This window comes from Anaerococcus kampingae (assembly GCF_046365475.1).
GTDB classification, from domain to species: Bacteria; Bacillota; Clostridia; order Tissierellales; family Peptoniphilaceae; genus Anaerococcus; species Anaerococcus kampingae.
The window spans coordinates 36,402-47,670 of record NZ_JBGMEF010000013.1; the positions used below are offsets into that span (position 1 = coordinate 36,402).

13 protein-coding genes are annotated in these 11,269 nt (G+C 37.7%); 11 read left to right on the forward strand and 2 right to left on the reverse strand.

What is annotated here, in order from left to right; genetic code table 11:
- Positions 1-34 precede the first annotated feature (34 nt).
- Both ACCQ42_RS02440 and ACCQ42_RS02445 read left to right on the forward strand, forming a co-directional pair.
- A complete protein-coding gene (locus tag ACCQ42_RS02440; protein ID WP_410035257.1) occupies positions 35-1,303 on the forward strand; it encodes a Glu/Leu/Phe/Val family dehydrogenase in 1,269 nt (422 codons plus the stop codon).
- Positions 1,303-2,154 (forward strand): hypothetical protein, encoded by an 852-nt coding sequence (locus ACCQ42_RS02445; protein WP_410035258.1) that lies wholly within the window; start codon positions 1,303-1,305, stop codon positions 2,152-2,154. Before ACCQ42_RS02440 ends, ACCQ42_RS02445 begins: the two co-directional genes overlap by 1 nt.
- A 24-nt stretch (positions 2,155-2,178) precedes the next feature.
- Here ACCQ42_RS02445 and ACCQ42_RS02450 read toward each other — a convergent pair whose 3' ends face one another.
- Positions 2,179-2,862, reverse strand: a complete 684-nt coding sequence (locus ACCQ42_RS02450; protein WP_410035259.1) for a DUF554 domain-containing protein — start codon at positions 2,860-2,862, stop codon at positions 2,179-2,181.
- A gap of 107 nt (positions 2,863-2,969) precedes the next feature.
- The gene (locus tag ACCQ42_RS02455; RefSeq protein WP_410035260.1) at positions 2,970-4,508 is read right to left on the reverse strand and encodes a helix-turn-helix domain-containing protein; all 1,539 of its coding nucleotides are present in this window, start codon (positions 4,506-4,508) and stop codon (positions 2,970-2,972) included.
- A 153-nt stretch (positions 4,509-4,661) separates the two neighbouring features.
- Here ACCQ42_RS02455 and ACCQ42_RS02460 point away from each other — a divergent pair, with 153 nt between their 5' ends.
- The 9 genes from ACCQ42_RS02460 to ybeY all read left to right on the forward strand — a co-directional run bounded on the left by ACCQ42_RS02460 (position 4,662) and on the right by ybeY (position 11,266).
- The gene (locus tag ACCQ42_RS02460) at positions 4,662-4,874 is read left to right on the forward strand and encodes a helix-turn-helix transcriptional regulator (RefSeq protein ID WP_410035261.1); all 213 of its coding nucleotides are present in this window, start codon (positions 4,662-4,664) and stop codon (positions 4,872-4,874) included.
- A complete protein-coding gene (locus ACCQ42_RS02465) occupies positions 4,864-5,589 on the forward strand; it encodes a DUF3169 family protein (protein ID WP_410035262.1) in 726 nt (241 codons plus the stop codon). Before ACCQ42_RS02460 ends, ACCQ42_RS02465 begins: the two co-directional genes overlap by 11 nt.
- Entirely contained in the window at positions 5,582-6,466 is an 885-nt protein-coding gene (locus ACCQ42_RS02470) for an ABC transporter ATP-binding protein (RefSeq protein ID WP_265214667.1), read from the forward strand. Before ACCQ42_RS02465 ends, ACCQ42_RS02470 begins: the two co-directional genes overlap by 8 nt.
- Entirely contained in the window at positions 6,459-7,649 is a 1,191-nt protein-coding gene (locus ACCQ42_RS02475) for an ABC transporter permease (RefSeq protein ID WP_410035263.1), read from the forward strand. Before ACCQ42_RS02470 ends, ACCQ42_RS02475 begins: the two co-directional genes overlap by 8 nt.
- Positions 7,650-7,854: 205 nt before the next feature.
- Positions 7,855-8,475, forward strand: a complete 621-nt coding sequence (locus ACCQ42_RS02480) for an NfeD family protein (protein ID WP_410035264.1) — start codon at positions 7,855-7,857, stop codon at positions 8,473-8,475.
- A complete protein-coding gene (gene floA / locus ACCQ42_RS02485; RefSeq protein ID WP_106461503.1) occupies positions 8,475-9,416 on the forward strand; it encodes a flotillin-like protein FloA in 942 nt (313 codons plus the stop codon). The genes ACCQ42_RS02480 and floA overlap by 1 nt, the downstream gene beginning before the upstream one ends.
- Positions 9,409-9,822: a hypothetical protein gene (locus tag ACCQ42_RS02490; protein WP_410035265.1), complete on the forward strand. Its 414-nt coding sequence runs from the start codon at positions 9,409-9,411 to the stop codon at positions 9,820-9,822. The genes floA and ACCQ42_RS02490 overlap by 8 nt, the downstream gene beginning before the upstream one ends.
- Before the next feature lie 51 nt (positions 9,823-9,873).
- On the forward strand, positions 9,874-10,833 hold the full coding sequence (locus ACCQ42_RS02495) for a PhoH family protein (protein ID WP_410035289.1): 960 nt from the start codon (positions 9,874-9,876) through the stop codon (positions 10,831-10,833).
- Positions 10,808-11,266, forward strand: coding sequence for an rRNA maturation RNase YbeY (gene ybeY / locus ACCQ42_RS02500; protein ID WP_410035266.1), 459 nt, complete (start codon positions 10,808-10,810; stop codon positions 11,264-11,266). Before ACCQ42_RS02495 ends, ybeY begins: the two co-directional genes overlap by 26 nt.
- The last annotated feature ends 3 nt before the right edge of the window (positions 11,267-11,269 follow it).

The following is an 11,269-nucleotide window of genomic DNA, read 5'->3' on the forward strand; positions in this document are numbered from 1 at the left end:
AAATGTTAATTTTTATGAAAGAAAGAAGGCAAATATGTCAAACGCTAAAGAACAATTTCTAGACCTACAAGACAAGCTTAAAAAAGTTTGTGAGATAGCAGGCCTATCTGAATCATTTTATGAGATAATCAAAGAACCTGAAAGAATCATCGAAGCAAATATTCCAGTAAAGATGGATGATGGCACAACAAAGACCTTTAGAGCCTTTAGGTCTGCCCATTCTACAGCCCTAGGCCCATCCAAGGGCGGGGTCAGATTTCACGAATCTGTGACCTATGAAGAAGTCAAAGTCCTATCTACCCTAATGAGTCTAAAGGTAGCCCTTCTTGGCCTTCCACTAGGAGGTGGCAAGGGAGGAATCATCGTAGATCCTAACAAGCTTTCTGAAAGAGAGCTAGAAATCTTATCTCGTGGCTTTGTCAGAGCAATGAATAATTATTTAGGACCAAGAATTGATATTCCAGCCCCAGATGTAAATACCAATGCCAAGATCATGGGATATTTCACAGACGAATATATAGCCCTAAATGGAAGCCGCCAAGATATAGCAACCTTCACAGGCAAGTCAGTTGACATGGGAGGATCTCTTGGAAGAAGTGAAGCTACAGGCTTTGGTGTATACCTAACAATTAAAAAATACTATGAAAAAATCGGTAAAAGCTTAGAAGGAGCTACAGTGGCCCTTCAAGGTTTTGGAAATGTTGGTTCTTTTGCGGCCAAATACCTAGTAGAGGATGGGGCAAAGCTTATCGCCCTAAACTCCAAAGACCATGAGCATCCAGATGGATCCTACGGAATCTATGATAAGGATGGCCTAGATATAGAGAAAATACAGAAAGCTAAGGATAAGACAGGATCAGAGCTTAATATAGAGGCAGAAAAAATCACAACAGAAGAATTCTTCGCCCTAGACTGCGACATCCTAATTCCAGCAGCCCTAGAAAATGTAATAAACGAGGCTAATGCAGACTCAATCAAGGCGGGGCTTGTTGTGGAAGCAGCCAACGGCCCTGTGACAGAAGGGGGAGAGAAAATCCTAAATGAGAAAAATATCCCACTCATCCCAGATATCCTAGCCAATTCTGGTGGAGTTTTGGTAAGTCACTACGAATGGGTGCAAAATATCACAGGCTCCTACCTTTCTGAAGAAGAAGTAAGGGCTAAACAAGAAAAGGACATGACAAGAGCTATCGATGAAGTATTTGCAACAGCTGATAAATACAAGGTTACCTTCAGACAAGCAGCCTTCATCCTAAGCCTATCAAGGATAGAAAAAGCCCTCAAACTTAAGGGAAGATTTTAATGCAAATAAGAAAGCTAGAAAGGCCTGACCTTGCAAAAGTAAGGCCTCTTTTAGAAGCTGCCATAAATGATAAGCCTCAAGCTTCTTACCCAAAATTCTCATCCCTAAGCGACCTTTATAGGGAGTTAGAATATTCCATAGAATTTATGGCAACCACCACGCTCTTGAGCCTACAAAATGAGGAAATAGATGGCCTTGTCACCTATTTTTGGGATGATGATGAAAAATATATCCAAACTACCCTCCTCATCATAAAAAATAAGGATCTAGAGGTCTTAGAAGGCCTTTTAGAAAGGATAAATAAAGACCACAAGGCCTATCCTATAAATATAGGTCTTGGGGAAGCTTCTTGGATAAATCAGGAAAAATATTTTACAGAAAAAGCAAAAATTGTAGAACACTCTCATGTCCTAGAGGCTAAAAATCTAGAAAAATCTTCCGCTCTTACAGATGATATCGAAATCCTACCCAAGGAAGACTTCTCATCCTATAAGGACTTTCACGATTCCTTTGCAAAAGATATGTATTATTCAAGTGCCAATCTATATAGGGACTTTGACAGGTTTAGGGTCTTTGTCAAAAAGGAAAAGGGAGAGATTACAGCCAGTCTTTTAGTAAAAATCTATGGCAAAAATCCTTGCAAAGCTGAAATTTTTGGACTCTTTATGAAAGAACCTAATAGGCAAATTTGCGACAGTCTAATTAAGGCAATGATAAATTTCCTAATAGATGAATTTGGAAAAATAGGGGAAATTAAGTATTTTATAGAAGTCGAAAAAGAATTAGAACTAGAAGTGGCTATTGCAAATGGATTTGAAAAATTAGATACCTATATACTTTATAGGGTATAGAAAAATCCTCCGCTTGGAGGATTTTTAAAATAAAGACATTATAAGCCCAATAAGGACAGGTATGGCTATAGCTGGTAGGGCATTAGCTATCCTAAAGTCGACAATATCAAGCATGGATAGGCCTATGGCAATGATTGTAAGGCCGCCGACACCTGAAATATTTGCAAGGACAAATTCTGTAAAAAGTGGTGAAAGAAGGCTAGCAAGAAGACAAATAGCTCCTTCATAGATAAAGACTGCAAGGCTTGCAAAAGCTATGCCACTGCCAAGGCTTGCCGCAAGAAAAAGTGCTGATAGCCCGTCAAGGACAGCCTTTGTTAGAAGAATTGAATAATCACCCTTAACTCCTGCATCAATTGCCCCAAGAATTCCCATAGAGCCAACACAAAAAAGCAAAATTCCTGAAATAAAGCCAGTGGAAAAGTCGCTTTCAGAATTTTTTATAAACTTATTTTTAAGAAAGTCCGCAAATTTATCAAGGCCTCCCTCAAGATCTAGGTATTCACCTACAAGGACACCGCCCACTATAGAGATGATCATAATCATAATATCACCCTTAAGGGCAGAATCGATACCTAATACAAGAATGGCAATCGGTAAAAATTTCATAATGGCTTCTTGATACTTGTGGGCAAGTCTATTTGAAAGACCGGTCCCGAGCATTCCTCCGATAAAAACTGCCAGGGTATTTACTATTACAGCGAACATCTAATCATCTCCTTTTATACAATATTTCTACTATTATACACAAAAAATTCATAAAAGAAAAGCCCCCAGACAAAAATAGCTGGGGGCTTTTATAGCTTAAAGTTATTTCAAAGTGGCTTTGAATTATCAAAAAATTCTGGGTTTTCTGCCTTGATTTCCATAAATTTCTTGCCTAGGATTTGGTCTAAAATCTTAAAGGACCTGTGGACTCTTGGCAAGTTTTCAAGGTTTAGCAAGAGTTTATCAGCTAGGTCTGCCTCAAGTAGGAAGTCAGTTATGATAACATCATACTCTGACTGTCTAAGCCAATTTATATCAAGTCTTGGCTTGGTATAAATATCTACGCTTAAGATAGTAGATGCTGTAGAATTTATAAAATCCTGTATAAGTCTTGAATGATACCTATCGTAATTTGATATAATAATAGCCTTAATTTGTTTGATGCTATCAATCATATGACCCAAAAGTCCTGGCCAGGTTGAATAAATCGCATACACCATTGCTTCTGTCGAATATCTTTCCCTAAGCTTAGGATACTTATCCAAAAGCCCGTCCATCATGGCATAGATATCCTTGTAGAAATCTATGTTAATAAACCTGATATAATCAAGCAAGTGCTGGCTTTTTGCTACAAAAAAGTCCGCCTGCTCTACGTTAAATAGCCTTACATAAAAGTAAGAGAAAATTTCCTTGTAGGCATTTTCAAGATTTGTCTTATCAATCTCGTACTTATCACAGAGCTTTATAGATTTATCATAAAGATAGTCGTAATAATCCTTATAGATTGGAACAAGTTCAAAAACTTCATCAAGGCTCTTAAAATATGGGGTGTATTCATGGTTTATAAAAAATGCCAAAATTTGATATAAAACCATGGTCAAATCGCCATTTTCATCAGGTAAAAGCCTTCTAGTAGCCCTGGCAACTTCGATATTTGACAGACATTTTTTGACAAAGCTAAGCATATCTTGGTCAATCTCGCCAAGCTTGAATTTAAAGCCTCGCCTATATCTGATAAGAGAGATGGCAAGGGCTGTCTTGATATAAGAATATTGGCCGAAAATAATCTCCATGTATATGGACTTACCGATGCTTTCGGCAATAGTTGTGACATCTTTCTCATCGACAAGGCCTTCAAAAGGCCAGTCAAGTGGACTTATTTGAGTGCTTATGAAAAGATTTAGATAAAACTTCTCTATATCATACTCATCGCCCACAAAATCGAGGTCTGCATAGGAAAACTCTATATTATAAATCTCCTTGATAGCCTCGTTAAGGTAGCCAATATTTCTAAAAATAGAAGAATCGCTGGTATTAAGCCTAGTGGCTAAGTCCTTTTTATTTTTTATTTCATCCAAAAAAGTAATGGTCAAAATTTGGCTTATCAGAGAGTTTTTGATAAAAATTTTTTTGATAGTTTTTAAGCCTATATCAAGGATAAAATCAGCCTTGACAAGGTTTGAAGTCATTTCAAATTTGGCATAATTTTTAAATAACTTCTCAAGAGCGTCTATATAATTGTGAATTGTTTTTTTGCTAAGGTCTAAATCATCTACAAGCTCATCAATCCTAACCCAGGTTCCATCCTTATAAAATAAGGCCTCAAGGAGCTTGTACATGTTTTCATCTTGCTTTAAAAAGATCAAAGTAATCACCTCTTTTTAGGTATATCTAACATTATACCCGTATTTCAATAATATATTTAGAGGAGAGGTAAATAAAAATAAATTTGACAATTAAAGTTGTCAGATATATAATAATGACAAGAATAGTTGTCAATTATTTGGAAAGGAGGGGCGATGGACCTAGTAAATAATTTGGCTGATTTTAGAAAAAAAGCAGGCTATAACCAAGCAGAGCTTGGAGGGCTTGTCGGAGTCAGCCGCCAGACCATAAGCCTAATAGAAAGAGGAGATTACAACCCATCAGTGACCGTGGCTCTAAAAATAGCCCAGGTCCTAGGTGTGGATATCAATGAGATTTTTAGACTGGAGGAAAGTGATGAAAAATAATAAGAAAAGCTTCCTAGCTAGCATATTTGCTATGGCTGGATTTGGATTGATAGTAGGTTTTGGAGCAGGTTTTATTTTTAGAAAATTAAATGTAGGTGGTCTTGTAAATGGTCTTAATAGCTTTCTAAGCGACCATATCTTAGCTTTGATTATTGGACTTTGTAGTATATTTGCGGGCTTTGGTTTTTATTTCTACTTGAAAGGGAAAAAAGAAGTTGAAAAGGGCTTAAGGCAAGATGATTTTATTGAAACAAAGTATATAGACTATGCCAATGCAATGAGAGATGCAGGCTTATTTACCCTCATATCCCTTGTTATAATTATCTATAACAAGATGAAAACAAGCCCAGACTTTGTAAAAAATACCTTGCTTGTATTAGGGATTTTGCTAGTTTTTACAGCTATAAATTCCATCTTGTCTTTCCTTACTTATAAACTTGTCAAAAAAATTGAGCCAGAAAGAAAGACTGAGGTCTTTGATTTCTTTTTTGAAAGCAAGTTCATGGCTGAATCTGACGAGAGGGATAAGGTCAAATACTACAAAAAGGGCTACCTAGCCTATAAGAGGATGCTTATGAGTCAATTTGTGATAATAATAATCCTATTTTCCTCAGCCCTCTATGAAAATATAAGCCCAATAATAGCCCTAATTGTCCTAATACCAAGCTTGATTGGTGTATTAACTAATGGTTTTGCAGGAGAGAAAAATGATTGAAATAAAAAACTTAACTAAAAATTTTGGGGACCTTAAGGCTCTTGATGACGTGTCCTTTGAAGTCAAAAGAGGTGAACTTTTCGGAGTTATCGGCCAAAATGGGGCGGGAAAATCTACACTTTTTCGCTCCATGATGAATTTCTATGACCACTTTGCTGGAGAAATTCTTTATGAAGGCGAGCCAATGGCAGACGTGCCCCTAGAAAAAATTGGCTTTCTTCCAGAAGAGCGTTCGCTCTCACCAAAGAAAACCATCAGAGAAGAGGTGAAGTTTTTTGCTAGGCTTAACCAAATGAGAAATCTTGATGAAAAGACCTTAAAAAGCTACTTTGATCGTTTTGAAATCAAGGGAAGTCTGGATGATAAAATAAAGTCCCTCTCAAAGGGCAACCAGCAAAAGGTTCAGCTTCTTGCAAGCCTAATCTATAAGCCAGAATTTTTAATCTTAGATGAACCATTCTCGGGCCTTGACCCTTACAATGCCAATCTTTTGATGGGGATAATCAAGGAAATCAACGAAGAAGGTACAACCATAATTTTTTCATCCCATAACATGGAAAATATCGAATACCTTTGCGATAGGCTAATTATGCTGAGAAATGGAAAAATTGTCCTAAATGGATCACCAGATGAGATTAGAAATTCTTATGAAAAAGACCTGGTGAAAGTTAGGACTGATGCAGATTTATCAGAGCTTTTCCCAGCTTATGACCTAAAAAGAGAAGGAAATTTCTGGACTATCAGACTTGAAGATGAAGAAAATGGCAGGGAAATTTTTGAGAAACTTGTAGGAAAACTCGGCTACCTTGAGATGTTTAGCCAAGAGCCACCAAGCCTAAATGAAATTTTTGCCAGAAAGGTGGAAGAAAATGAATAGAAAGTTAATAGTTGCCCTTGATTCCTTCAAAAAACAAATCAAATCGCCTGCCTTTTGGGCCATGGTTTTTATACCAATCCTTGTAATGCTAGTGCCTATGGGTCTTAATTATTTCCTTACAAAATCAGACAAGGCAGATTCAACTACTAAGTATTACCTAGTAGCAGATGAAACTGTAAAGCCTTACCTAAAGTCTATGGAAAATGAATATAAATTAGTTTCAAAAGATGAAGCAGAAAAGACTTTAAAGGCAGAGAAAATTGAGTCTTACGGGGAGATTTCTGAAGAAAATGGCCAGATAAAACTTATTATTGAGACTAAAACCATGGATAGCAAGGCACTTTCAAAATTGCCTCTTCTTGCAAATGAGCTTCAAAATGCCATTAATATCAAAAATGCAGGTTTAAATGAAGAGCAAATTGGGATTTTTTCGACCAAGGCAGATATAAAAATCAATCAAATTGACAAGGGCAAGAGCCTTATGATCTATGCCTCCTACTTCATCCTTTTGATGTTCATGTATTTTATGCTAATCATGTATTCAAATGTCCTAGTCGTTGATATAGCTACAGAAAAAGGATCAAAGATGATTGAGTTTATCTTCTCATCAGTATCTGCCAAGGACTATTTTGCTGGCAAAATATTAGGTAACTTCCTAGCCATAATCGTCCATTCGATTTTATATATAATTTTTGGAGCAATTTCCTATTTTATAATCAAATCCAAGGGCCTTTTAGACTTTATAAAAATTGATCTTAGCCTGGATAAGACAAGCCTTATGATAATAGGGGAGATTTTCATCTTTATCATCCTCTCGCTCTTGGCCTACATGATAATAGCTGCCATGCTGGGCTCACTTGCAAGCAAGCAAGAGGATGCTTCAAAGGTTGCGACACCTCTTATGATCACAATTGTAGGGACCTTTATGGTCGCTATGATTTTTATGAATAGACCTGTAAATTTATTTGTAAAAATCGCATCATTTATCCCATATATTTCCGTATTTTTCATGCCTTTAAGGTTGATTAAGGGAAGTGCTGGAATAATTGAAGGCGGTCTTTCTCTAATAATTTTGGCCCTAAGCCTATATATTACTTATATCCAAGCTTCAAAAGTCTATAAGAAACATATACTAAATTATTCAAATGATTCGATTTTTACTAGGAAAAGAAAACACAGATAATAAAGGGGGCCGCAGGCTCCTTTTTTCTTGGGGATTTTGAAAAGGATTTTGAAAAGTGCTTTTCTCTTTTGTTAGCTTGTCCCTATGTTGATTTTTTGCCCCATTTACTAGATAATAATTATAAGGAAGATAATATTTTAAAGTGGGTTTGGGATTGATTTTTAGATGCTCTTTCTCATTTTAAATTTTGTACAAGGAGGTATTTATGCTTGGAAACGACCTAGTCATAGCTTTTGCCTTTATATTGGCAGTTATTTCTATGATTTGTGTGCTTTTTACCCAAAGGAAATTGCTCTTTGCTGGTATTGCTTTAGGTTTATTTGCCTATTTTTATATAGCAGCATCCTTTTACAATATAGCCGACAATGTGACTTTAATAACCTTTATAGCTGGAATAAGCCTTTTAAGCCTGGAGCTTTTTATTCCAAGCTTTGGCCTCATTGGAGTGGCAGGCCTTGCCCTTACTATTTATTCGGTGATGGATTCTTTTATAGATCCTAGGATGGGCCTATTTGTAGTCCTTACTACAGGCCTTGCAATCCTTGCTACTGTCGCTATCTTTGTAAAACTTGGTTTTAAGGCAGAACTTTTTGAAAAGTCAATCCTAGAAACAAAGCCCAAATCTATATACACTGGCAAGAAGGTTGAACTTTCACATCTTGTTGGAAGTGTGGGTATAACTAAGACAATCCTTAGGCCAGCAGGCAGGATTGAGATAGACGGAGAACTTTATGATGCCATGGCCAGGGCAGAATTTATCGAAAAGGGAAAAATGGTGTCAGTTGTTGATATCAAAGATGGCCATATAAGAGTGAAGGAGATATAATGGAATATTTAATTTTAGGACTAATATTTGTATTAGTTATAGTATTTTTTACAATGGTACCAGTTGGACTTTGGATAACTGCGAGGTTTTCAGGCCTTAAGATATCTATGGCAAGCCTTGTGGCTATGAGATTTAGGAGACTTTCTCCATCAAAGATTGTAGCTGCGATGATCAAATCTTATCAGGCAGGTATTCCAATTTCAACAAATGACCTAGAAAGCCACTACCTAGCTGGTGGTAATATCAACCAAGTAGTTGATGCCCTAATTGCAGCAGAAAGAGCCAATATAGACCTTTCTTTTGAGCAAGCAGCAGCTATTGACCTAGCTGGTCGTAATGTTTTTGAGGCTGTTCAAGTGTCAGTTACACCTAAGGTTATCAATACACCAGTTATAGCAGCAGTTGCTAAAAATGGTATAGAGGTAAAGGTAATTGCCAAGGTTACTGTAAGAGCTAACATCGAAAGGCTTGTCGGTGGTGCTGGTGAAGAGACAATCATTGCCAGAGTTGGTGAAGGTATTGTAACAACAGTAGGTTCATCAGATTCCCACGCAGCTGTTCTAGAAAATCCGGACAATATTTCTCAAACCGTTCTAAACAAGGGCCTTGACTCAGGTACAGCCTTTGAAATCCTATCAATTGATATAGCAGATGTGGATGTAGGACGAAATGTTGGTGCAGAGCTACAAAGAGACCAGGCAGAGGCTGATAAAAACATTGCCCAAGCCAAGGCTGAAGAGCGTCGTGCCCAAGCTATTGCCCTAGAGCAAGAAAATAGAGCCAAGGTAGTAGAGGCTGAAAGTGAAATTCCACTTGCTATAGCCCAAGCCTTCAAAGAAGGTAATCTCGGAGTGATGGACTATTACAACCTCCAAAATGTTAAAGCAGATACAAAAATGCGTCAGTCAATTTCAGATTCCAGCGAGGATTTAGATGTCTAAGCGAAATTCATTTTTGAATTTTCTTGACCAATTGGCAGCAGAAATCGAGGCTGAAAGCCAAAAGACTAAAAATAAGACCCTTGCAGAAAAGGGACTGGATTCCTTCGTAGACTTCCTAAATGATTTGGGAAATCCGGCAGATCTAACCAGCCAAAAACCAAATATAGAAGCCCAAAGAAAGCTTAAGGCAGATCTTGCCGCCAAACATGCGGCAGAGCTTAAGAAAAAATCTGCTCCAAAAGAAGAAGGAGATTCTAAGGCTCGTGCAAGGCTAAAAGAAGCTGAAATAAAAGAAGTGACTGACAAAAAAATAGACGATATAAAAAGATCTAAAAAGAGAAAAAGGCTTAGGGATGCTGTCATCATGGCAGAAATCCTAGCAAAGCCAGTCTCAAAAAGAAGATAAGGATGTGTTAATATAAAAGAATATATAGGAATTGAAGTGCCAGAGAGACTGATGAGTCTCTTTGGTAATTTTGATAGTAACAGAAAATATATAGAAGACAGGTTCTCTGTGAAGTTAAAGCTTAAGGATAATGACCTAGAAATCTCAGGAGATGAGGCCAATGTGAGCCTTGCTTCAAAATTAATTGTCCAGCTTTTAGAAGAGATTAAAAGAAGCGGGGACCTTGATTTTCAAAAAATAAAATACGATGCAGATATGCTGGAAAGGGAAAATAGGGATGTGGTAAAGGGCCTTCTAAATGAAGTCATAGTCACAACATCTGCCGGCAAGCCAATCAAGCCAAAGACCCTGGGACAAAAGGCCTATGTGGCAAAGATTTTAGAAAATGACATCGTCTTTGGAATTGGACCGGCCGGTACAGGTAAGACCTACCTGGCAGTGGCCATGGCAGTCCGTGCCTTTAAAAACAATGAGATAAATAGGATAATCCTCACCCGTCCGGCAGTAGAAGCAGGAGAAAGCCTAGGCTTCTTGCCAGGTGACCTCCAAGATAAGGTAGACCCTTATCTAAGACCCCTTTACGATGCTCTTTTTGAAATCCTAGGTTTTGATTCCTACCAAACCCTTGTTGAAAAGGGAATCATAGAGATAGCTCCCCTTGCCTACATGAGGGGTAGGACCCTTGATAATTCCTTTGTTATCCTAGATGAGGCCCAAAATACAACCTATGAGCAGATGAAGATGTTCTTAACCCGTCTTGGTTATGGGTCAAAGGCCATAATCACAGGTGATAGGACCCAGATTGACCTGGGTAAGGGTAGAAAGTCAGGCCTTGTTTCAGCAAGCCACATCTTAAGAGATGTTAAGGGTATTGAATTTATGAACTTCACTTCAATTGACGTGGTCAGACACCCACTTGTTCAAAGGATAATTGATGCCTACGAAAAAGAAGATAAAATAAGGGAAGAAAAAAGAGGGCAAAACGATGAATCTCCTAATAAGCAACAATAGCAAAGAGGACCTAGACCTTGACCAAATCGAGGCCATGGCCTATAAAACTATTGAAGAAGTCCTAAGGGTGGAAGATTTTACAAGCCATGTTGAAGTATCACTCACCCTTGTAGATAAGGATGAAATTCACGCCCTAAATAGGGATTACAGGGGAGTTGATAGGCCTACAGATGTCCTATCCTTTCCCATGGATGATGAAATTTTCCCTGGGGAAGAGGATGTAGATCTTATCCTTGGAGATATAGTAATTTGCCTTGATATAGCAAAGGCCCAGGCAGAAGAATATGGCCACAGCCTAGACCGTGAGCTTTCCTATCTCATCTGCCATTCGACCCTCCATCTTCTAGGCTATGACCACATGGAAGATGATGAAAAGGCCATTATGCGTGGCAAGGAAAAAGAGATTATGAAAAATCTAGGAGTCTTTAAATAGATA